Genomic DNA, 21,524 nt, shown 5'->3' with positions numbered 1-21,524 from the left:
CCGGGGCGGCGACCACCGACAGCGGGCAGAGCAGGGCGAGTGTCACGGCGAACGCGTCCACCGGCCACAACAGGCCCGCGAACAGCAGCATGTGACCGAGCTCGCGCCAGGTCGCCCGCTCCCGCAGCCGGGTCGCGAGCCACGCCCGCAGCCCCGCGGCGGACGGCCGCACATGGGGGTCGTACACCCGGTCCCCGTCGACCAGACGCAGCCGGTGCCGTTCGAGCCGGGCCACCGGAAGACCCGCGAGCGCGGTGAGGAGCAGCAGCGGCAGCCCGACGAGTACGACGGCGAGCACACCGCCGGCCACCACCGCGACGACCAGCCCCACCAGGAGTACGGCCCCTGTCACCGCGCCGGTCACCAGGTAGCCGCCGGCACGCCAGGGCCAGGCGGAGAGCAGGTAGCGGGGCGCGGCCATGGCCTGCCAGACGCTGCGCGGAGGGGGCTGCATGCCGGTCACCGTAGGCGGCGGCCCCAGGCCCCGGCCATCCGTCCAGCCGCCCTGACCGGGGTATGCCTGGCCCTACCCCCGGTCTCCGTCCTGCCGCACTGCGCCGCCCCGCCCCCGAACGGTTTCGTGGAACCACCGACAGCGAACCGGCAGCAGAACCGACAACGAGACCGAGGCTTCATGACCGCCATCACCTTGCGTTCCGTCAGCAGACGTCACGGCTCAGGCGACAACGCCGTCACCGCGCTCGACGAGGTCTCCCTGGACTTCCCGACGGGGACGTTCACCGCCGTCATGGGGCCGTCCGGCTCCGGCAAGTCGACCCTGCTGCAGTGCGCGGCGGGCCTCGACCGGCCGGATTCCGGGTCCGTCCTGCTGGGCGCGACCGAGCTGACCGGGCTGACCGAGACCGAGCTGACCCTGCTGCGCCGGCAGCGCATCGGCTTCGTCTTCCAGGCGTTCAACCTCCTGCCCTCCCTCACCGCCGAGCAGAACGTGGCGCTGCCGCTCCGGCTGGCGGGCCGCCGTCCCCCGAGGGCCCTGGTGCGCGAGGTGCTCGACCGGGTCGGGCTCGCCGACCGGGCCCGGCACCGGCCGAGCGAGCTGTCCGGCGGCCAGCAGCAGCGGGTCGCGCTGGCCCGCGCCCTGGTCACCCGCCCCGAGGTGCTGTTCGCCGACGAGCCGACCGGCGCCCTGGACTCCCGGACCGGCCACGAGGTGCTGGCACTGCTGCGCGGCATGGTCGACGGCGAGGGCCGTACCACCGTCATGGTCACCCACGACCCGGTCGCCGCCTCCTGCGCCGACCGTGTCGTCTTCCTCGTCGACGGCAGGGTGGGCGGCGAACTGACGGGCGCGAGTGCCGACCGCATCGCCACGCGCATGACCGGGCTGGAGGCCCTGCCGTGCTGAGCGTCGCCCTGTACACACTGCACACCCTGCGCACCCGCTGGGTCACCTTCGCCGGCAGTTTCGTCGCCCTCTGCCTCGGCGTCGGCCTGCTCACCGTGACGGGCCTGGCGCTCGCCTCCTCCCTGAACGCCCCGCAGCGCGCCCCGGAACGGTTCGCCGCGGCCCCGGTCGTCGTCAGGGGCGCCGACACCCTGCGCGTCGCCACCCCGACCGGCATCCGCACCCAGAGGCTCGCCCGGCCGCGTGCCGTACCCGCCGCGACCGTCACCGAGTTGAGGAAGCTCGGCAAGGTCACCCCCGACCGCACCTTCGCCGTCCGGACCACACCTGCAAAGGACGGGCCCGCCGATCTCGTCGGTCACCCCTGGTCGGTCGCCGCGTTCGCGTCGTACGCGATCACCTCTGGCCACCCGCCGCGCACCGCCCGCGAGGTCGTCGTCACCGGGACCTGGGCGGAGCCCGGCCGCACCCTCCGCACGGATCACGGCGCCGTCACCGTCGTCGGCACGGTCGCCGACCGCGGCTTCGAGCACGCCGTCTTCTACACCGACGCGCGGGCGGCACAACTGGCGCCGCACAGCATCCAGTCGGTCGTGGCCGCGGACCCGGCGGCGGTACGGAACGCGGTCCAGGGCAGCCCCGGCGTACAGGTCCTCACCGGGGACGACCGGCGCTTCGCCGACCCGGACCCGGACCGCGACCGGGAGGCACTGACCGCGCTGAACGCCCTGTTCGGCACGGCCGGCGGGGTCACCGCCTTCGTGTCGGTGTTCGTGGTGGCATCGACGTTCGCCTTCGCGGTCGCCCAGCGCCGCCGCGAGTTCGGCCTGCTGCGCACCGCCGGGGCGACCCCCGGGCAGCTGCGCCGGACGGTGGCCGCCGAGGCCCTGCTGGTCGGGGCGTTCGCCTCGGCGGCGGGCTGCGTGCTCGGCCGGTACGGCGCGCCCCGTCTCGCCCGCTGGACCGTCCACGGCGGACTCGCCCCGGGCTGGTTCCGGATCGGCGACCACACGTGGCCCTACGCCGTGGCCTTCTCGACGGGACTGCTGGTCGCCCTGTGCGGGGCGGTCGCCGCGTCCTGGCGGGCGGGCCGGACCGGGCCGGCGGAGGCGCTGCGCGAGGCGGCCGTCGACGACCGGCCGATGACCCGGGGCCGCCTGCTGTCCGGCGTCGGCCTGCTGCTGACCGCGGCCGTCCTCCTGCTCCTGGCACTCCTCGACGACCCCGGCGACCTGCTGCACCGCAAGACCTACGTGAGCCGCCCCATGCTGCTGATCACGGCGGCCGCGCTGCTCGCGCCCGTCCTGGTCCGCCCGCTGACCCGGCTGCTCACCTGGGCCCCGGCCCGGCTCCCCGGCGCCGGCGGCATGCTGGTACGCGAGAACGCGGCCGCCGCAGTCCGCCGTACCGCCGCCGTCGCCGCGCCCGTGCTGGTCACCGTCGCCCTCACCGGCTCGCTGCTCGGCGTCACCACGACCCTGAACGCGGCCCGGGCCGCGGAGACCGGCGAGCGGACCACCGCGGCCTTCGTCGTCACGCCCGCGGGAGACGGCGGGTTCGAGGAACCGACGCTCAGGGCGCTGCGCGCCGTACCCGGCGCCGAGGTCTCCGCCACCTCGGCGAGCGCGGTGTACACCCTCGAAGACGGGAACGCCCTGATCAGATCCGGGGCCCGGGCCGCCGATCCCGCCGCGCTGGCCGCCACCACCCGCCTCCCGCTCGCCGCCGGCCGGACCACCGGCCTCGACGACGGCTCGATCATCGTCAACGAGGAGTGGGAGCAGCACACCGTCGGCGACCGGGTCCGGGTGTGGCTCGGCGACGGCACCCGGCGGACCCTGCGCATCGCCGCCGTGATGCGGACCGGCACCGGGGACAACGGCGCCTACGTGACCTGGGCCAACGCGCCCGGGGCGGCCGTCGACCGCGTCGACGTGGCCCTGCGGCCCGGCGCGGACGCGGCCACGGTGGCCGCCGGGCTGCGCGCGGCGGCCCGGGCGTCCGGTGCGCACGTCCTGACCAGGGACCGGTGGATCGCGGTGACCTACCCGAAGACCGACCGGAACACCCGTCTCGGCCTTCTCCTCGTCCTCGGCATCGCACTCGTCTACACCGGGATCTCCCTGGTCAACACCATGGTGATGGCCACCTCCGACCGGATGCGCGAGTTCGCCGCGCTCCGGCTGGCCGGAGCCACCCGCCGGCAGGTGCTGCGGCTGGCCGGGGCCGAGGCGCTCACCGTGGTCGCGGTCGGGGCCGTGCTGGGACTGCTGGTGACCGCCCTCGACCTGACGGGAATCGCCGCGGCCCTGCACGCCCTGTCGGCCCCGGCCGCCGTCACCCTGCCGTGGACCGCCCTGGCCCTGTCCGTCGCCGGCTGCGCGATCCTCACCGTCCTGGCCTCGGTCGTCCCGGCCGCCGTGGCCCTGCGCCGGCCCGCGGCCACACCCGTGAGATAGCTCACGAGCCGGGACCCCTCGGCGACCCCGCCAACGGCACACCAACAGGACCGCCAACGAGAAACGGGCCCCCACCGTGACTTCCGTCACCGGTGGAGACCCGTCTCATCGATCTCTGTGCGCGAGGGGGGAGTTGAACCCCCACGCCCTTGCGGGCACTGGAACCTGAATCCAGCGCGTCTGCCTATTCCGCCACCCGCGCATTGGGTGTGTCTTCCGGCTTCGGACCCGTTGTTTCCTTCGGTCCGGCCCCTTCCGACATCGAGAACACTAGCACGTGGGGCAGGGTGGGTTCACATCCCTTGTCCGGGGGCAGCGCTCACCTGACGGGCGCGTACCGAGCAGTCGGCCATCACGTATCAACCTCGTACCGGTCGAGGCCATCTGTCCAGGAGACGGATCGGGTCCACAGTCGGGTGCGGGACACTGGTCGTGGGCCACCTCTACGATCCATGGCAGAAGAAGCGCCGATCCTGGGCAGGAGAAGCACGCCGAGGAGTTCGAAGAGGGGTCGCTGGGGGAACCGGCTGATTGCCGGGCGCGTAGATACGATCAGCGAGCGGTAACGGCAACGGCAGGCAGTACGGGCAAGGCAACAGAGGAGGTGCCCTGTGGGAGTCCTGAAGAAGTTCGAGCAGCGTCTCGAAGGTCTGGTCAACGGCACCTTCGCCAAGGTGTTCAAGTCCGAGGTCCAGCCCGTGGAGATCGCCGGCGCGCTCCAGCGCGAGTGCGACAACAACGCGACCATCTGGAACCGGGACCGGACCGTCGTACCCAATGACTTCATCGTGGAGCTGAGCGCGCCCGACTTCGAGCGGCTCAGCCCCTACTCCGGGCAGCTCGGCGACGAGCTCGCCGGGATGGTCCGCGACTACGCCAAGCAGCAGCGCTACACCTTCATGGGGCCGATCAAGGTCAACCTGGAGAAGGCCGAGGACCTCGACACCGGCCTGTACCGGGTGCGCAGCCGCACCCTCGCCTCGTCCAGCAACCAGCAGGCCCCCGAGCGCGCCCCCGCGAGCGGCGCCGGCACCCCACAGCGTCCGGGCGGCTACGGCTACCCGCAGCAGGGCGCCGCCGCCCCGCCGATGCCGAGCGCCCCGCCGCCCGGCGCCCGCCCCGGCGGCTACGGCTACCCGCAGCCGACCCAGCCGGCCGCCCAGCGGCCGCCCTCGGGTCCCGTCGGCGCCCCGTCGCCCGGCTCCCGTACCCGCTACTGGATCGAGATCAACGGCACCCGCCACCAGATCTCCCGCGCGACGCTGGTGCTGGGCCGCAGCACCGAGGCCGACGTGCGGATCGACGACCCCGGCGTCTCCCGCCGGCACTGCGAGATCCGGACCGGAACGCCCTCGACGATCCAGGATCTCGGATCCACCAACGGCATCGTGGTGGACGGGCAGCACACCACCCGCGCTACGCTCCGCGACGGCTCGCGGATCGTCGTGGGCAGCAGCACCATCATTTACCGGCAAGCCGAAGGGTGAAGCGGGGGCAATGTCAGAGCTGACCCTCACGGTCATGCGGCTGGGTTTCCTGGCCGTACTGTGGCTGTTCGTGATCGTGGCCGTGCAGGTCATCCGCAGCGACCTGTTCGGGACGCGCGTCACCCAGCGCGGATCGCGTAGGGAAGAAGGGCGCCGGCAGCAGCCCGCCGCCCGGCAGCAGGCCGCGCCACCGCAGCAGCGCGGCCAGCAGCCGGCCGCGTCCGGCGGCCGCCGGCGCAACGCCCCCAGCAAGCTGGTCGTCTCCGAGGGCACCCTCACCGGTACGACGGTCGCGCTCCAGGGCCAGACCATCACCCTGGGACGCGCCCACGACTCCACGATCGTGCTGGACGACGACTACGCCTCCAGCCGCCATGCCAGGATCTACCCGGACCGCGACGGCCAGTGGATCGTCGAGGACCTCGGCTCGACCAACGGCACCTACCTGGACCGGTCCCGGCTGACGACCCCCACGCCGATCCCGCTGGGCGCGCCGATCCGCATCGGCAAAACCGTCATCGAGCTGCGGAAGTAGTGCTACATCATGAGTAGGCGCGAGCGGAGCGAGCACGCGGCGGCGGACCGGACGCCGGTCCTTCGCGCGCTCCCGACCGGAGGGTGGGCACCGTGCGGATGTACCCGGAGCCGACGGGCGAGGTGCGCATGAGTCTGTCACTGCGCTTCGCCGCCGGATCGCACAAAGGCATGATCCGGGAGGGCAACGAGGACTCCGGTTACGCCGGTCCCCGCCTGCTCGCCATCGCCGACGGCATGGGCGGCCAGGCCGCGGGCGAGGTCGCCTCCTCCGAGGTGATCTCCACCCTGGTCACGCTCGACGACGACGTGCCCGGCTCCGACATCCTCACCTCCCTCGGCCTCGCCGTGCAGCGCGCCAACGACCAGCTGCGCGCCATGGTGGAGGAGGACCCGCAGCTGGAGGGCATGGGGACCACCCTCACCGCCCTGCTGTGGACCGGGCAGCGGCTCGGCCTCGTGCACGTCGGCGACTCCCGCGCTTACCTCCTCCGTGACGGCGTGCTCACGCAGATCACCCAGGACCACACCTGGGTGCAGCGGCTCGTCGACGAGGGCCGGATCACCGAGGAAGAGGCCACCACCCACCCGCAGCGCTCGCTGCTGATGCGCGCGCTCGGCAGCGGCGACCACGTCGAGCCCGACCTGTCGATCCGCGAGGTCCGCGCCGGCGACCGCTACCTCATCTGCTCCGACGGGCTCTCCGGGGTCGTCTCCCACCAGACCCTGGAGGAGACCCTCGCCAGCTACCAGGGGCCGCAGGAGACCGTGCAGGAGCTGATCCAGCTCGCGCTGCGCGGCGGCGGCCCCGACAACATCACGGTCATCATCGCGGACGTCCTCGACCTGGACACCGGCGACACCCTCGCGGGCCAGCTCTCCGACACCCCGGTCGTGGTCGGCGCGGTCGCCGAGAACCAGCAGCACCTGCACGACAACGGCTTCATGCAGACCCCGGCGGGCCGCGCCGCCAGCCTCGGCCGCCAGGGCCCCCGGCACGGTGGCGGCGGCGAGTTCGGCCCGCCCGGCTCCGGCGACACCACCGGCTACGTCCCGGACGGCAGCTTCGGCGACTACACCGACGACGACTTCGTCAAGCCCCGCAGGGGCCGGAAGTGGCTGAAGAGATCCTTCTTCAGCATCCTCGCCCTCGCCGTCATCGGCGGGGGCCTGTACGGCGGCTACCGCTGGACGCAGACCCAGTACTACGTCGGCGCCAACGGCGAGCACGTCGCGCTCTACCAGGGCATCAGCCAGGACCTGGCCTGGGTGTCGCTGTCGAAGGTGGAGCAGGACCACCCCGAGATCGAACTCAAGTACCTGCCGCCCTACCAGCAGAAGCAGGTCAAGGCCACCATCGCCGAGGGCGGTCTCCCCGACGCCCGGTCCAAGGTCCAGGAGCTGGCCGTGCAGGCCTCCGCCTGCAAGAAGGAGTCGGAGCGCACCGCCGCCGAGTCCAAGACCAACTCCAAGACCGGCCAGGGCGAGGCCGGAGGCACCACGGGAACCACCAAGACCTCTCTCACGTCCAAGGCCTCGCCAAGCCCCTCGAACTCGGCGTCCTCCACGGCGTCACCGTCCCCGTCCCCCTCAGCGACCCCCAGCCCCGGCCCCACCCTCTCGGAGGATGAGCAGAAGGTCGTCTCGCTGTGCGGTAAGCAATAGGCAAGCCGTGAGAGGCCCCGTCACACGATGAGCAGTACTACCAACACGTCGACGAACCACACGTCCACGATCGGCTCCATCGGAACACCGAGCCGGCGCAACACCGAGCTCGCGCTCCTGGTGTTCGCCGTCGCCATCCCGGTGTTCGCCTACGCCAACGTGGGCCTGGCCATCAACGACAAGGTCCCCGCCGGACTGCTGAGCTACGGCCTGGGCCTCGGCCTGCTGGCCGCCGTCGCCCACCTCGTCGTCCGCAAGTTCGCCCCCTACGCGGACCCGCTGCTGCTGCCGCTGGCCACCCTGCTCAACGGCCTCGGCCTGGTCGTCATCTGGAGACTCGACCAGTCCAAGCTGCTCCAGTCGATCAACGTGTCCGGCGGCAAGGCCACCAACCAGCTGCTGTACACCGCGATGGGCATCGCGCTGTTCATCGTCGTCCTGATCTTCCTCAAGGACCACAGATCACTCCAGCGCTACACCTACATCTCCATGGTGGCCGCGCTCTTCCTGCTGCTGCTCCCGCTGGTCCCGGGCCTCGGCCTGAACGTCTACGGCGCCAAGATCTGGATCTCCGTCGGCGGCTTCACCATCCAGCCCGGTGAGTTCGCGAAGATCGTCCTCGCGGTGTTCTTCGCCGGCTACCTGATGGTCAAGCGGGACGCGCTCGCCCTCGCCAGCCGCCGCTTCATGGGGCTGTACCTCCCCCGCGGCCGCGACCTCGGCCCGATCCTGGTCGTCTGGTTCATCTCGATCCTCATCCTGGTGTTCGAGACCGACCTCGGTACCTCGCTGCTGTTCTTCGGAATGTTCATCATCATGCTGTACGTCGCCACCGAGCGGACCAGCTGGATCTTCTTCGGTCTGCTGATGTCGGCGGCCGGCGCGGTCGGCGTGGCCAGCTTCGAACCGCACGTCCAGCAGCGTGTCCAGGCCTGGCTCGACCCGATGAAGGAGTACACGCTCTCCCGGCAGGGCGTCGCCGGCCACTCCGAGCAGGCGATGCAGGCCCTGTGGGCGTTCGGCTCCGGCGGCACCCTCGGCACCGGCCTCGGCCAGGGCCACTCCGACCTGATCCGCTTCGCCGCCAACTCCGACTTCATCCTCGCCACCTTCGGCGAGGAGCTCGGCCTGGCCGGCATCATGGCGATCCTGCTCATCTACGGTCTGATCGTGGAGCGCGGCGTGCGCACCTCGCTCGCCGCCCGCGACCCGTTCGGCAAGCTGCTCGCCGTCGGCCTCTCCGGCGCCTTCGCGCTCCAGGTGTTCGTCGTCGCCGGCGGTGTGATGGGCCTCATCCCGCTCACCGGTATGACGATGCCGTTCCTCGCGTACGGCGGTTCCTCTGTCATCGCCAACTGGGCGCTCATCGGCATCCTGATCCGCATCAGCGACACCGCCCGCCGCCCGGCCCCGGCCCCCGCCGCCAACCCCGACGCCGAGATGACCCAGGTGGTCCGCCCCTCATGAACAAGCCCCTGCGCCGGATCGCGATCTTCTGCGGCCTCCTCGTCCTCACGCTGCTGCTGCGCGACAACTGGCTCCAGTACGTCAAGGCCGACACCCTGCGCGAGGACCCCGCCAACCGCCGCGTCACGATCGCCCGCTACTCCACCCCGCGCGGCGACATAATCGTCGACGGCAACCCGATCACCGGCTCCACGGCGTCCGGCTCCGCAGGTCTCAACGACCTGAAGTACAAGCGCACCTACAAGAACGGCCCCATGTGGGCCCCGGTCACCGGCTACGCCTCCCAGGCCTTCGGCGCCAACCAGCTGGAGAGCCTTGAGGACGGCATCCTCACCGGCAACGACGACCGGCTCTTCTTCCGCAACACCCTCGACATGATCACGGGCAAGCAGAAGTCGGGCGGCAACGTCGTCACCACCCTCAACGCGGCCGCCCAGAGCGCCGCCTACAACGGGCTGAAGAAGCAGGGCGGCAAGGGCGCGGTCGTCGCCCTGGACCCCTCCACGGGCAAGATCCTGGCCCTCGCCTCCTACCCGTCGTACGACCCCTCGGCCTTCGCCGGCACCTCGGACACCGACGCCGCGGCCTGGAAGAAGCTCCAGAAGAAATACAACCCGAACGACCCGATGCTGAACCGGGCGCTGCGCGAGACCTACCCGCCGGGCTCCACCTTCAAGGTCGTCACCGCCTCGGCCGCGCTGGAGAACGGGCTGTACAAGTCGGCCGACGAGGCCACGAACTCGCCGCTCCCGTACGTCATGCCGGGTACCACGACCGAGCTGAAGAACGAGGGCAACATCCCCTGCAAGAACGCGACCATGCGCGTCGCCCTGCGGGTGTCCTGCAACACCGTCTTCGGCAAGATCGGCGCCGACCTCGGCAACGACAAGATGCTCGCCGAGGCGAAGAAGTTCGGCTTCGACTCCGAGCAGTTCACCCCGGTCCGCTCCAGCGCCTCGGTCTTCTCCGACGGCATGAACCAGTCGCAGACCGCGCTGTCCTCGATCGGCCAGTACAACACCGCCGCGACCCCGCTGCAGATGGCCATGGTCGCCTCCGCGGTCGCCAACGACGGCACGCTGATGAAGCCGTACATGATCGACAAGCTCCAGTCTCCGGGCCTCGACACGATCTCCCAGACCGAGCCCGAGAAGATGAGCCAGCCGCTGTCCGCCTCGAACGCCCAGATCCTCCAGTCGATGATGGAGACGGTCGTCAAGCAGGGCACGGGAACCAACGCGCAGATCAACGGCGTCACCGTGGGCGGCAAGACCGGTACCGCCCAGCACGGCGTGGAGAACAGCGAGAACCCGTACGCCTGGTTCATCTCGTACGCCAAGCTCCCCGACGGCAGCAAGCCGGTCGCCGTCGCCGTGGTGATCGAGGACGACCAGGCCAACCGTGACGACATCTCCGGCGGCGGCCTCGCGGCCCCGATCGCGAAGAGCGTGATGGAGGCGGTCATCAACTCCAAGAAGTGACCCCGCTCACGTCCCCTTCACATCGGTGCACGTTGACATACCGGTCCTGTATCGGGTTACGGGCTTGGCCAGGTCACACAAACACAGCCGGGTACGGTAGGCCCGGACGGCAGCCTCCGACCGCACACACCCGTGACGGCCGGGACCCACGGAGAGGGCTGGTAGGTAGCTATGGAAGAGCCGCGTCGCCTCGGCGGCCGGTACGAGCTGGGCCACGTGCTCGGCCGTGGTGGCATGGCGGAGGTATACCTCGCGCATGACACCCGGCTCGGCCGCACGGTGGCGGTGAAGACGCTGCGTGCGGACCTCGCACGCGACCCGTCTTTCCAGGCCCGGTTCCGCCGGGAGGCCCAGTCGGCCGCCTCGCTCAACCATCCCGCGATCGTCGCGGTCTACGACACGGGCGAGGACTACATCGACGGGGTCTCGATCCCGTACATCGTCATGGAGTACGTGGACGGCTCGACACTGCGCGAGCTGCTGCACTCCGGCCGCAAGCTGCTGCCCGAGCGCGCCATGGAGATGACCATCGGCATCCTCCAGGGCCTCGAGTACGCGCACCGCAGCGGCATCGTCCACCGTGACATCAAGCCGGCCAACGTCATGCTGACGCGCAACGGCCAGGTCAAGGTCATGGACTTCGGCATCGCCCGCGCCATGGGCGACTCCGGCATGACCATGACCCAGACCGCGGCCGTCATCGGCACCGCCCAGTACCTCTCCCCGGAGCAGGCGAAGGGCGAGCAGGTCGACGCCCGCTCGGACCTGTATTCGACGGGCTGCCTCCTCTACGAGCTGCTGACGGTACGGCCGCCGTTCGTGGGCGACAGCCCGGTCGCGGTCGCCTACCAGCACGTCCGCGAGGAACCGCAGCCCCCGTCGGTCTTCGACCCCGAGATCACGCCCGAGATGGACGCCATCGTCCTCAAGGCCCTGGTCAAGGACCCGAACTACCGCTACCAGTCGGCCGACGAGATGCGCGCCGACATCGAGGCGTGCCTGGACGGCCAGCCGGTCGCGGCCACCGCGGCGATGGGCTCCGTCGGCTACGGCGGCTACCCGAACGACATGCCGACCACGGCCCTGCGCTCCGACGCCGGCGCCACCACCATGCTCCCCCCGATGAACCCGGACGACGGCGGCTACGGCTACGACGAACGCCCGGACCGCCGCCGCCAGCAGAAGAAGAGCAACACCTCCACGATCCTGCTCGTGGTCGCGGGTGTCCTGGTGCTGGTGGGCTCGGTCCTGATCGGGAAATGGGTGGTCAGCGGGAGCGGCGGGAACGAGTCCTTCAAGGCGCCGAACTTCGTCGGCCAGACCTACGCGGACGCACAGAAGATGGCCGTGAACTCGGGCCTGAAACTGGGGACGCCTACGCGGAAGGCCTGCGACAACGCGCCGAAGGGCAGTGTCTGCTCCCAGGACCCGAAAGAGGGCACGGACGTCAGCAAGGGCGACACGGTCAACCTGGTGGTCTCGACGGGCGCCCCGAAGGTCGCCGTGCCGGACGTCCAGGGCCTGACCTTCGACAAGGCCGAGGAACAGCTCACGGCCAAGGGCTTCCACGTCGAGAAGAAGACCAAGGTGTCCGAGCAGACCGCGGGCGTCGTCATCGGCCAGGACCCCTCGGGCGACACGGAGCTCCAGAAGGGCTCCACGATCACTCTCACGGTCGCCAAGGCCCAGGAGAAGTCCACGGTCCCGGACGTCACGGGCCAGACCTGTGACGCGGCCAAGGCCCAGATGACGCAGAACAACCTTGTCGGCACCTGCACCGAGGTGGACACCAGCGACCCCAGCCTGGTCGGCAAGGTCATCTCCACCGATCCGCAGAAGGGCGAGCAGGTCGACAAGAACTCCACGGTGAACATCCAGATCGGCAAGGCCCAGCAGCAGACGGCCGTGCCGAGCGTCCTGGGCCAGACCGTGAAGCAGGCCAAGCAGACCCTGCAGGCGGAGGGCTTCACCAACATCCAGTTCAACGGCGACTCCAGCGACAACGCCCTCGTCACCAACCAGGACCCGCAGGCCAACACCGGCGTCAACGATCCCGGCAGCACGCAGATCACCCTGACCACGGTGAGCACCGGCAACGGCAACAACGGCGGGAACAACGGCGGTACCAACTTCTTCGGCGGTACCTTCGGCTGACCTTCCGCAGGCAGCCTCCCCTCGGCCCCACCGAGCTTCGGCTCGGTGGGGCCGAGTGCTGCGAACTGACTGATACGCACGCGACACCGCTCACGCATGCAGCTCTGCCCTGGCCGTACGGCCACACCACGAGTGAAAGGGCAGAGCGTGGGCAACGAATCTGCGCTGCCGGAACCGAAGAGCCTACGCAGCAGCGTGGCCCTGACCTGGCAGGCGCTCGAACGTCACCTCGCCGATCTCCTCCGCCGCCTTCCAGTGCAAGAACCACACCGGCCACCGCTACGTCAGCAGCTCCGCCGTGCAGAGGTTCGCCGGCGCCGCACGGGCCGTCGCCCCAGCGGACATCGCCCTTTCCGTCGCCACGTGCACCTTCAGCAGCGAGGCTCAGGCGATCGCCGAACTGAGCGGGGTCATCACCGTTCAGTTCGGCGACAACGCGCCACCGCTGCGAGGCCCGGCCAGGGCCTCAGTCAGCGCAGTTCCTTCGGCGGCGTGCGCTTGCTGTCGACCTTCTGCACCCGTACCAGCTCGCCCCACACCACGTACCGGTAGCGGCTCGTGTACACCGGCGTGCACGTCGTCAGGGTGATGTAGTGGCCCGGCTTGGTCTTGCCGGACTCCTTGGGGACCTGGGAGAGGACCTTGACGTTGTACTTCGAGGTCTCCGGGAGGATGTCGTAGACCTTGTAGACGTACCAGTCGTCGCGGGTCTCGAAGACGACCGGATCGCCGACCTTCACCTTGTCGATGTTGTGGAACTTCGCGCCGTGGCCGTCGCGGTGGGCGGCGACGGCGAAGTTGCCGACCTTGCCGGTGGTGGGGAGCGTGGCCTTGACCGGGTCCGTGTAGTAGCCGGCCACGCCGTTGTTCAGGACCTGGGTCGACGTGCCCTTCTCGACCAGGACCTCGCCGTTCTTCATCGACGGCACGTGCAGGAAGCCGATGCCGTTCTTCGTGTCCAGCGCGCCCGGACCGGTGTCCGGCTGCGCCCAGGTGTCCCTGACCTTGTCGCCCTCCCGGTCCGCCTTGCGGTCCGCGACGACGTTCGTCCACCACAGGGAGTAGACGACGAACAGGCCGAGCACCAGGCCCGCCGTGATGAGGAGTTCACCGAAGACGCTGACCGCGGTCGCGATCCGGCCCATCGGCCGCCGCCCCGGCACGGGCGCCGCGTCCGGCGCGTCGGTCTGCTCTTCGGTGTCGTCGGCGGTCGCTGCCACTGTTCCTCTGCCTCTGCCCTTACTCGACGAGCGCGTCTGGCTTGCCCTTGCTGCGCGGGCGTTCCTCGACCATCTTGCCCCACACGATCAACCGGTACTTGCTGGTGAACTCCGGTGTGCAGGTGGTGAGAGTGATGTAGCGGCCCGGTTTGGTGAAGCCCGACCCCTTCGGGACCGGATCCAGCACACTCACGTTGCTCGGCGCCGTCACCGGCAGCATCGACGTCACCTTGTACACGTAGTACTCGTCCTGCGTCTCGACCACCACCGAGTCGCCGGCCACCAGCTTGTTGATGTACCGGAACGGCTCGCCGTGCGTGTTGCGGTGCGCGGCCAGACCGAAGTTGCCGGTCTTGTCCTGCGGCATCGCGGTCTTCAGCGCACCCTCGCCGTAGTGCCCGACCATGCCCTTGTCGAGGACCTTCGCGTTGCTGACGCCCTCGGCGATCGGCGCCACCACGTCCAGCTTGGGGATGTGCAGGATGGCGAAGCCCTGGCCGGGCTCGAAGACACCGGGCGCACGCTTGCCGCTCGCCCAGTCCTGCTGGAGGCTGCTGGCCTCCTTGCCGGCCTGCGCGTGGGCGCGGACGTTCGTCCACCACAGCTGGTAGGTGACGAACAGCAGCATCAGCACACCGGTGGTGATGAACACCTCACCGATGGCCCGGCTCGCCATGACGGCCGGGCTGGGCTTGCGCAACCGCTCCTGCCGCCGGGCCTCGACCCGGGAGAGCCGCCGGCCCGGCGCGCCGCTCTCCCGCGACGCAGTCTCCTGCGGTGCCGTCTCCGGCGCGCCGCCGTGCCGCCCGCCGCGCCGCTTGGCGGCCTTTCTGCGGGCCGCTCGGCCGCCTCCTGAGGTTCCCGTGCCGGAAGGGGCTGTTGTGCCCGCAGAGGCCCGTACAGGCGGCGGCTCGGGGATCCGCAGCGCGACGGTCTCCTCGTCGATCGGCGGAAGCGGCGGGAGATACGCCGTCTCCCCGAGCGCGCCTGAGCCCCCGTACGGCTGATCCCCGTACGAGGCACCGGTCTCGCGCTCGGGGCGCAGCGCGGTCACGCCGTGGCCCTGCCCACCACCGGGGCGAGCCCCGCCGACCTCGCCACGGCCCCCTGGTCACCGCACTCCACCAGCCAGTTGGCCAGCATCCGGTGCCCGTGCTCGGTCAGCACCGACTCGGGGTGGAACTGCACGCCCTCGACCGGGAGTTCACGGTGCCTGAGCCCCATGATGATCCCGTCGTGGGTACGGGCGGTCACCTCCAGCTCGGCCGGGACCGTCGCCGGCTCGGCGGCGAGGGAGTGGTAGCGGGTCGCGGTGAAGGGCGTCGGCAGCCCGGCGAAGACTCCCCTGCCCTCGTGCTCGACCAGCGAGGTCTTGCCGTGCAGCAGCTCCGGCGCCCGGTCCACCACACCGCCGTACGCCACCTGCATCGACTGCATGCCGAGGCAGACCCCGAAGACCGGGACACCGGTCGCGGCGCAGTGCCGGACCATGTCCACGCAGACCCCCGCCTCCTCCGGCGTGCCGGGTCCTGGTGAGAGCAGGACGCCGTCGAAGCCGTCCTGGGCGTGCGCCGTCGACACCTCGTCGTTGCGCAGCACCTCGCACTCGGCACCCAGCTGGTACAGGTACTGGACCAGGTTGAAGACGAAGCTGTCGTAGTTGTCGACGACGAGAATCCGCGCGCTCACTGGTTGTCCACCGTCACATCGTTGAAGGGCAGCAGCGGTTCGGCCCAGGGGAAGACGTACTGGAAGAGGACGTAGACCACGGCCAGGACGAGCAGGAATGAGATCAGCGCCTTCACCCATACGTTCCCCGGCAGATGCCGCCAGATCCAGCCGTACATGCCGTCCCTTCCGTTCCGCCACGGCACCAGAGTCCCGCCGTACTGCACCAGACTAACGGCGCAGCGCCTTGGGTCTGCCTGACTCCACAGGCTGTGTGGAGTCCAAGTGCGCCCAGACGATCAGCCGATGGCTGTGCCCCCATTCCGGATCGCACGTGGTCAGCGTGAGATAGCGGCCCGGACGCGTATACCCCGACTTACGTGGCACAGGGTCGATCACTTCAACGTCCGTCGGAACTGTTTTGTAGGGCCCTTTGTCGATCCGATACGTGAACCAGGTGGCGCCGTCCGTCAGGACGATCGCGTCGCCCTTGCGCAGCTTCGGGAAGTCGAGGAACGGGTCGCCGTACGTGCGCCGGTGGCCGGCGACCGCGAAGTTGCCCACCTGGCCCAGCTGCGCGGTCCGGGCGTAGTGGGCCAGGCCCTTCTTCAGCACATCGGTGCCGGTGCCCTCCAGGACCGGCTTGTTCCACGTGAAACCGAGCCGGGGGATGTACATGATCGCGAAGGGCTTGCCGTAGTGGTACGCGGCGGGCTTCGCGGGTGCGGCGGAGGTCGCGGACGCCTTGGGCGTCGGATGCACCGAGGCACTGGCCGACCACTGCCGCTGTAACTGGTCGATCTGGTCGTGCATCACGCCGTCGGCCTTCACGCCGGTCCAGAACAGCACGTACACGACGAAGAGCACGATGAGCGTGCCGACGGTGATGCAGAGCTCGCTGACGGTCCTGACGATCACGCGCACCGGCGGCTCCAGAAAGTGACGAGCTGCTTACCCCACGGGTTTCGCGTAGTGCAGATCCACTGTGCCCGAGTAGCCCGGAAGAGTCACCGTGCCGTCCTCGGTGACTTTCCAGCCGAGGCCGTACACGTTGACGTACACCATGTAGTTCTGGATGGCCTCGGAATCCGCGAGCGACTTCTGCATCTTCGCCGGGTCACCGATCGCCTGGATCTTGTACGGCGGTGAGTAGACCCGGCCCTGGAGGATCAGGGTGTTGCCGACGCAGCGCACGGCGCTGGTGGAGATCAGCCGCTGGTCCATGACCTTGATGCCGGTGGCGCCGCCCTGCCAGAGGGCGTTCACCACGGCCTGCAGGTCCTGCTGGTGGATGACCAGGTAGTCGGGCTGCGGCTCGGGGTAGCCGGGAAGCTTGGCGGTGGCGTTCGGCGGGGCGTCGTTGAGCGTGACGGTGATCGCCTTGCCGGTGAGCTTCTGGCTGCCCGCGTCCTTCTCCAGGCCGGTCAGCTTGTCGTCCTGGGCCTTGGTGGAGCCGTCGTCGCGCTTGGCGAGCTTCTCGTTCTCGTCGCGCGTGCTCGCGTTGGACTCGTCCAGCTCCTTGTTCTTGCGGCTGTGCGCCTGGATCAGGTCGGAGAGCTTCAGCAGATTGTCGTCCGAGCGGATGTCGGTGCCCTTGGCCGTGTTGAAGCTGGTGAAGAAGAGCAGACCGGCGAGGGCGAAGACGCCCACGGTGAGAATCCGCACCGGACGGAACCCGTTCTTGCGGGTTGGGCCGTCACCCGTTGATCCGGTCCCCTGGGAGTCGGCAGAATTGCTCAACGTACCCTTATCTCCTTCGGCGCCGCGGAAGCACTACGCTAACGGACGCCCGGGGGAGCGCTCAGTGTGCCCTTACTGTCCCCTTGTACGCTGCCCCGAGCCCGACCCAGTTACCTGCGCGGCCACGCAGCGCATCGACAGGAGAGACCCTCGTGCCGAAGTCACGTATCCGCAAGAAGGCCGACTACACGCCGCCCCCGGCGAAGCAGGCGACCGCCATCAAGCTCAACAGCCGCGGCTGGGTCGCTCCGGTGATGCTGGCCATGTTCCTCATCGGGCTGGCCTGGATCGTCGTCTTCTATGTGACCGACGGTTCGCTGCCGATCGACAGCCTCGACAACTGGAACATCGTCGTGGGCTTCGGCTTCATCGCGGCCGGCTTCGGCGTCTCCACACAGTGGAAGTAGCCCGGCCGACAGCTCTGCCCAGGGCTGTTCGCTGAGTTATCCACAGGCCTGACCTGCTGTCCACACCCTCCTGGGGAAAAGACGACGATCTGTGGATAACCCGTTGAGTGTTGACGCCGGTACGACTACCACAACACCCGACACCAAACCACTTGCCCCCTCCCTGACCTGCGGAAACGCAGGTGAGTGGGAGGGGGCACAGTTGTGCGGGCACGTTGTGCACAAGATCGGCCACCGACTGTGGACAACGGTTCGGTATCGGTGCGGTGCGCCGCCGTGATCAGTGCTTCGGGCTCGGCTCTCGGCCTTGGCCCCGGCCTCAGGTGAGCTGGGCGGTCCGGACGACCGTGAGCACCACGGCCAGGACCAGCACCAGCGCACAGGTGCCGTACTGGATCAGGTTCCGCCGCTCGCGCGGGGCGTGCACCATCGCGTAACCGGTGACGACACCGGCGACCAGGCCGCCGATGTGGGCCTGCCAGGCGATGCCGCCGCTGAAGGTGAAGATGAGGTTGATCACCAGCAGGGCGATGATCGGCCGCATGTCGTAGTTGAGCCGGCGGATGAGCACCGCGGTCGCGCCGAAGAGGCCGAAGATCGCGCCGGAGGCACCGAGCGAGGGCTGGTTCTGGGCGGCGAGCAGGTAGGTGAGGGCGCTGCCGGCCAGGCCGGAGACGAAGTAGAGCGTGAGGTAGCGGGCCCGGCCGAGGGCGGCTTCCAGGGGGCCGCCGATCCACCACAGGCTGAGCATGTTGAACACGATGTGCATGGGGTTCGTCGGATCATGCAGGAACATCGCGGTCAGCATGCGGTAGTACTGTCCCTGCGCCACTCCCTCGAGCGGGCTGAACTGGGAGTACTGGGCCTGGCCGATCATCTCGAAGTGGTTGGTGAAACTGTTCCCGACGGACAGCTGCACCAGGAAGACCGCGATGTTGACGCCGATCAGGATCTTGGTGAGCAGCCGTGGGTCGGCGGTGACCGTGCCGCCGGCGAGGGTGCGGGGCCGGGAGGCGGCCAGGGGCGGGCCGCTCTGGCCGGTGGCCGTGCCACGGACGCATTCGGGGCACTGGAAGCCCACGGAGGCGCTGACCATGCACTCGGGGCAGATGGGGCGCTCGCAGCGGGTGCAGCGTACGCCGGTCTCCCGGTCCGGGTGCCGGTAGCACTTGGGCAGGCTGTGGGCGTCTCGCGCGCTGCCTGTCGCCTGGTCCTCCATGAGGTCCCCTCGCTCGTCGTGGGCATTGTTCCGCCCCGCCCATCCTTACGGACGAGCGGGGCGTTTGGTTCCCTTCGGGTGCTTCCCTTTCGGACCCGTCAGCCGCCGCGCTTCTCGACGACGACGGTCTCGACGACGACGGCGTTCACCGGCCGCTTGTTGGGTCCGCTGACGGGGACGGCGGCGATGCTGTCCACGACCTTCTGGCCGGCCGGGTCGACGACCTCGCCGAAGATGGTGTGCTTGCGGTTGAGGTGGGGAGCGGGGTTGACCGTGATGAAGAACTGGGAGCCGTTGGTGCGGGGGCCGGCGTTGGCCATGGCGAGCAGGTAGGGGCGGTCGAAGCGCAGGTCGGGGTGGAACTCGTCCTCGAACTTGTAGCCGGGGCCGCCGATGCCGGTGCCGACCGGGTCGCCGCCCTGGATCATGAAGCCGCTGATCACCCGATGGAAGACCGTGCCGTCGTAGAGCGGGTCGGTGGAGACCGTGCCGGTGTCCGGGTGGGTCCACTCACGCTCACCCTGCGCCAGTTCGACGAAGTTCCGGACCGTCTTGGGCGCGTGGTTCGGGAAGAGCCGGACCTCGATGTCGCCGAGGCTGGTCTTCAGGGTGGCGTAGAGCTGCTCGGCCACGGTCCGCCTTCCGTTGTAGCTCGGATTCAGTGCCCCGATCCTCGCACGGTACGGCAGGTCCGACGCCCGTCCGGAGTTTCCGGACCCGGATCCTCACGAATCACTTGCGGAACCCCTTCTGTCATGCGGGGGCGCGCGGCACCGATCCGTGGCATTGTCGTCGACAAGCCCCTCTTAGCTCTGGTTGCACCCGTATGCCCGTCCTCGCGCGCCGCTCGGCCCGGGGGCAGGCATGATCCGTAAAAGGGTGGAAAGTCGAAATACCGTACGCCACCGAGGAGGAGGAAACCCGTGACCCGCAAAGAAAGCGTGCGCGCCGCGACCAGTTCGGCGAAGGACAGCGTGCGGCACGCCGCGGATGCGGTGGCGCCCTATGCCGACACGGCCAAGGAGCGTGCCGCGTACTACGCGCAGGAGGCACGCGTACGGCTCGCGCCCGTGGTGTCGCAGGCCGCCGAGCAGGCCCGCGTCCAGTACGACGCCCGTCTCGTGCCGCGCCTGGAGCAGGCCCGCACCCATGTACCGCCGAAGGTGGACCAGGCCGCGCACGACGCCGCCGACCTGACGCGCAGGGCGGCCCGGCAGGCCGCCGACTACTCGCGTCCGAGGATCGAGCAGGCGGTGGCAGCGGCCGGTCCGGTCCGTGAGGAGGCCACCGCGCGGGGTGCCGCCGCGCTGGCGGCGTTGCGCGGCAATGTCTCGGCCGAGGACATCGAGAAGCTGGCGCGCCGGAACCAGCGGCGCTCGGCGTGCGGCCGTGCGTTCAAGGCGTTCGCCGCGTTCGGTGTCCTGGCCGGGGCGGCTTTCGCCGCCTGGAAGTGGTGGGACAAGCAGGCCAACCCGGACTGGCTGGTCGAGCCGCCGGCCGCCACCGAGGTCCCTGATCCGGGGCGTCTCAACTCGGTGGACGGCAGCTCGCCCCTCGATCCCGAGGTGCAGGCCAAGGAGGCGGAGGAGCAGGGATCCCGTTCCCGGGACGACAAGAACCGCTGAGCCCGGCGGACCCGTGCCGTTTCACGTGAAACCGGAGGACGGCTGACCGCAAGAGCGAACAAAGAACCCCTCTGACCGCGTTTACGCAGGTCAGAGGGGTTTGTTGTGGAGCCTAGGGGAGTCGAACCCCTGACATCCGCCATGCAAAGACGGCGCTCTACCAACTGAGCTAAGGCCCCGTACGGGAAGCGACCGGCCAAGCGAGAGATCCGCAGGGTCGGTGCCGCAGACCAGAGTACCGGGTCACCCCCCGTACCTCGCAAAAAGATTGGGGGTCCCCGCAGATGACCACTCTCCGTAAGATGCTCGACGGGGTTCGCTGTAGCGAACCGTGGTTTTTTTGGGGAAGCGATGGGGAGACGCAATGGACGCCGCACAGCAGGAAGCCACCGCCAGAGCGCGGGAGCTGCAGCGGAACTGGTACGGAGAGCCGTTGGGGGCGCTCTTCCGTAAGCTCATCGACGACCTGGGGCTCAACCAGGCACGTCTCGCGGCGGTCCTCGGACTGTCCGCGCCCATGTTGTCGCAGCTGATGAGCGGCCAGCGGGCGAAGATCGGAAACCCGGCCGTGGTCCAGCGGGTGCAGTTGCTCCAGGATCTGGCGGCACAGGTGGCGGACGGCAGCGTGAGCGCGGCCGAGGCGACCGAGCGCATGGACGAGATCAAGAAGTCCCAGGGGGGCTCGGTGCTCAGCAACACCACGCAGACGACAAGCGGTTCGGGGGCGCCGACGGTGAAGCGGGTGGTGCGGGAGATCCAGTCGCTGCTGCGCTCGGTGGCCGCCGCCGGTGACATCATCGACGCGGCGGACACGCTCGCTCCGACCCACCCGGAGCTGGCGGAGTTCCTCCGGGTCTACGGTGCCGGCCGTACCTCGGACGCGGTCACGCACTACCAGTCGCACCAGAGCTGAGCCACGGCCCGGCGCACCGGAGGGGGTCCGGTGAACCGGGCGGGGCCAGGCCCTGGCAGAGGGGGTCACGCGAGAGGGGTCGTATCGCTCATCCGGGGGAAGCAAGGGGGGTAACAGGC

Annotated in this window: 21 protein-coding genes and 2 tRNA genes; 12 read left to right on the top strand and 11 right to left on the bottom strand. The window is 69.7% G+C overall.

The features are described 5' to 3' along the window. A partial coding sequence (locus ACWGKQ_RS17945; RefSeq protein ID WP_453292873.1) for a sensor domain-containing protein occupies nt 1–421 on the bottom strand: 421 nt, incomplete at its 3' end. A gap of 213 nt (nt 422–634) precedes the next feature. Here ACWGKQ_RS17945 and ACWGKQ_RS17940 point away from each other — a divergent pair. Together ACWGKQ_RS17940 and ACWGKQ_RS17935 are read left to right on the top strand one after the other, a co-directional pair. Beyond that, a complete protein-coding gene (locus tag ACWGKQ_RS17940) occupies nt 635–1,366 on the top strand; it encodes an ABC transporter ATP-binding protein (RefSeq protein WP_453292868.1) in 732 nt (243 codons plus the stop codon). Then, nucleotides 1,360–3,825: an ABC transporter permease gene (locus ACWGKQ_RS17935; protein ID WP_453292867.1), complete on the top strand. Its 2,466-nt coding sequence runs from the start codon at nt 1,360–1,362 to the stop codon at nt 3,823–3,825. The genes ACWGKQ_RS17940 and ACWGKQ_RS17935 overlap by 7 nt, the downstream gene beginning before the upstream one ends. A gap of 118 nt (nt 3,826–3,943) precedes the next feature. Here the strand turns inward: ACWGKQ_RS17935 and ACWGKQ_RS17930 are convergent. After that, nucleotides 3,944–4,027: transfer RNA gene (locus ACWGKQ_RS17930), tRNA-Leu, on the bottom strand. Between the two features lie 409 nt (nt 4,028–4,436). Between ACWGKQ_RS17930 and ACWGKQ_RS17925 the strand changes: the two genes are divergently transcribed. From ACWGKQ_RS17925 to ACWGKQ_RS17895, 7 genes are all read left to right on the top strand, one after another. Then, nucleotides 4,437–5,312, top strand: a complete 876-nt coding sequence (locus ACWGKQ_RS17925) for an FhaA domain-containing protein (RefSeq protein ID WP_453292866.1) — start codon at nt 4,437–4,439, stop codon at nt 5,310–5,312. Nucleotides 5,313–5,322: 10 nt separating this feature from the next. Continuing rightward, a complete protein-coding gene (locus ACWGKQ_RS17920; protein ID WP_365797563.1) occupies nt 5,323–5,847 on the top strand; it encodes an FHA domain-containing protein FhaB/FipA in 525 nt (174 codons plus the stop codon). Nucleotides 5,848–5,945: 98 nt separating this feature from the next. Continuing rightward, nucleotides 5,946–7,511 carry a Stp1/IreP family PP2C-type Ser/Thr phosphatase gene (locus tag ACWGKQ_RS17915; RefSeq protein WP_453292872.1) on the top strand — a complete coding sequence of 522 codons (1,566 nt, stop codon included), beginning with the start codon at nt 5,946–5,948 and terminating at the stop codon, nt 7,509–7,511. Nucleotides 7,512–7,538: 27 nt separating this feature from the next. Then, a complete protein-coding gene (locus tag ACWGKQ_RS17910; protein WP_453292865.1) occupies nt 7,539–8,978 on the top strand; it encodes an FtsW/RodA/SpoVE family cell cycle protein in 1,440 nt (479 codons plus the stop codon). After that, nucleotides 8,975–10,459 (top strand): peptidoglycan D,D-transpeptidase FtsI family protein, encoded by a 1,485-nt coding sequence (locus ACWGKQ_RS17905; RefSeq protein ID WP_453292864.1) that lies wholly within the window; start codon nt 8,975–8,977, stop codon nt 10,457–10,459. Before ACWGKQ_RS17910 ends, ACWGKQ_RS17905 begins: the two co-directional genes overlap by 4 nt. A gap of 171 nt (nt 10,460–10,630) precedes the next feature. Continuing rightward, nucleotides 10,631–12,613, top strand: a complete 1,983-nt coding sequence (pknB, locus tag ACWGKQ_RS17900) for a Stk1 family PASTA domain-containing Ser/Thr kinase (RefSeq protein WP_453292863.1) — start codon at nt 10,631–10,633, stop codon at nt 12,611–12,613. Between the two features lie 298 nt (nt 12,614–12,911). Continuing rightward, on the top strand, nt 12,912–13,202 hold the full coding sequence (locus tag ACWGKQ_RS17895; RefSeq protein ID WP_453292862.1) for a hypothetical protein: 291 nt from the start codon (nt 12,912–12,914) through the stop codon (nt 13,200–13,202). Here ACWGKQ_RS17895 and ACWGKQ_RS17890 read toward each other — a convergent pair. Genes ACWGKQ_RS17890 through ACWGKQ_RS17865 form a run of 6 tightly spaced genes read right to left on the bottom strand, consistent with a single transcriptional unit; the run spans nt 13,084 to nt 17,241 of the window. Further along, on the bottom strand, nt 13,084–13,833 hold the full coding sequence (locus tag ACWGKQ_RS17890) for a class E sortase (RefSeq protein WP_453292861.1): 750 nt from the start codon (nt 13,831–13,833) through the stop codon (nt 13,084–13,086). The genes ACWGKQ_RS17895 and ACWGKQ_RS17890 overlap by 119 nt on opposite strands. A gap of 19 nt (nt 13,834–13,852) precedes the next feature. Next, nucleotides 13,853–14,887 (bottom strand): class E sortase, encoded by a 1,035-nt coding sequence (locus ACWGKQ_RS17885; protein ID WP_453292860.1) that lies wholly within the window; start codon nt 14,885–14,887, stop codon nt 13,853–13,855. Next, nucleotides 14,884–15,522 carry an aminodeoxychorismate/anthranilate synthase component II gene (locus tag ACWGKQ_RS17880; protein WP_094218623.1) on the bottom strand — a complete coding sequence of 213 codons (639 nt, stop codon included), beginning with the start codon at nt 15,520–15,522 and terminating at the stop codon, nt 14,884–14,886. Before ACWGKQ_RS17880 ends, ACWGKQ_RS17885 begins: the two co-directional genes overlap by 4 nt. Next, complete coding sequence (locus ACWGKQ_RS17875; protein WP_453292859.1) at nt 15,519–15,680, bottom strand: hypothetical protein; 162 nt, start codon at nt 15,678–15,680, stop codon at nt 15,519–15,521. Before ACWGKQ_RS17875 ends, ACWGKQ_RS17880 begins: the two co-directional genes overlap by 4 nt. 52 nt (nt 15,681–15,732) lie before the next feature. Then, complete coding sequence (locus ACWGKQ_RS17870) at nt 15,733–16,425, bottom strand: class E sortase (RefSeq protein WP_453292858.1); 693 nt, start codon at nt 16,423–16,425, stop codon at nt 15,733–15,735. Between the two features lie 27 nt (nt 16,426–16,452). Beyond that, nucleotides 16,453–17,241, bottom strand: a complete 789-nt coding sequence (locus tag ACWGKQ_RS17865; protein WP_453292857.1) for a DUF881 domain-containing protein — start codon at nt 17,239–17,241, stop codon at nt 16,453–16,455. Nucleotides 17,242–17,393: 152 nt separating this feature from the next. Here ACWGKQ_RS17865 and crgA point away from each other — a divergent pair, with 152 nt between their 5' ends. Continuing rightward, nucleotides 17,394–17,648, top strand: coding sequence for a cell division protein CrgA (gene crgA / locus ACWGKQ_RS17860; protein ID WP_089100431.1), 255 nt, complete (start codon nt 17,394–17,396; stop codon nt 17,646–17,648). Between the two features lie 319 nt (nt 17,649–17,967). Here crgA and ACWGKQ_RS17855 read toward each other — a convergent pair whose 3' ends face one another. Together ACWGKQ_RS17855 and ACWGKQ_RS17850 are read right to left on the bottom strand one after the other, a co-directional pair. Next, entirely contained in the window at nt 17,968–18,867 is a 900-nt protein-coding gene (locus ACWGKQ_RS17855) for a rhomboid family intramembrane serine protease (protein WP_453292856.1), read from the bottom strand. 98 nt (nt 18,868–18,965) lie between these two features. Further along, nucleotides 18,966–19,499: a peptidylprolyl isomerase gene (locus ACWGKQ_RS17850; RefSeq protein ID WP_453292855.1), complete on the bottom strand. Its 534-nt coding sequence runs from the start codon at nt 19,497–19,499 to the stop codon at nt 18,966–18,968. Between the two features lie 291 nt (nt 19,500–19,790). Here ACWGKQ_RS17850 and ACWGKQ_RS17845 point away from each other — a divergent pair, with 291 nt between their 5' ends. Beyond that, a complete protein-coding gene (locus ACWGKQ_RS17845) occupies nt 19,791–20,492 on the top strand; it encodes a DUF5324 family protein (protein WP_453292854.1) in 702 nt (233 codons plus the stop codon). A 106-nt stretch (nt 20,493–20,598) separates the two neighbouring features. On the opposite strand, the gene ACWGKQ_RS17840 is transcribed toward ACWGKQ_RS17845, so the two are convergent. Then, nucleotides 20,599–20,671, bottom strand: a tRNA-Ala gene (locus ACWGKQ_RS17840). A gap of 185 nt (nt 20,672–20,856) precedes the next feature. On the opposite strand from ACWGKQ_RS17840, the gene ACWGKQ_RS17835 reads away from it, so the two are divergent. Further along, on the top strand, nt 20,857–21,405 hold the full coding sequence (locus ACWGKQ_RS17835; RefSeq protein ID WP_046727633.1) for a helix-turn-helix domain-containing protein: 549 nt from the start codon (nt 20,857–20,859) through the stop codon (nt 21,403–21,405). Nucleotides 21,406–21,524: the final 119 nt, after the last annotated feature.

The sequence above is a fragment of the Streptomyces sp. NPDC054770 genome (assembly GCF_053611985.1).
Note: the sequence above shows the minus strand (reverse complement) of the source record. Positions and strands in the feature narration are given on the sequence as shown.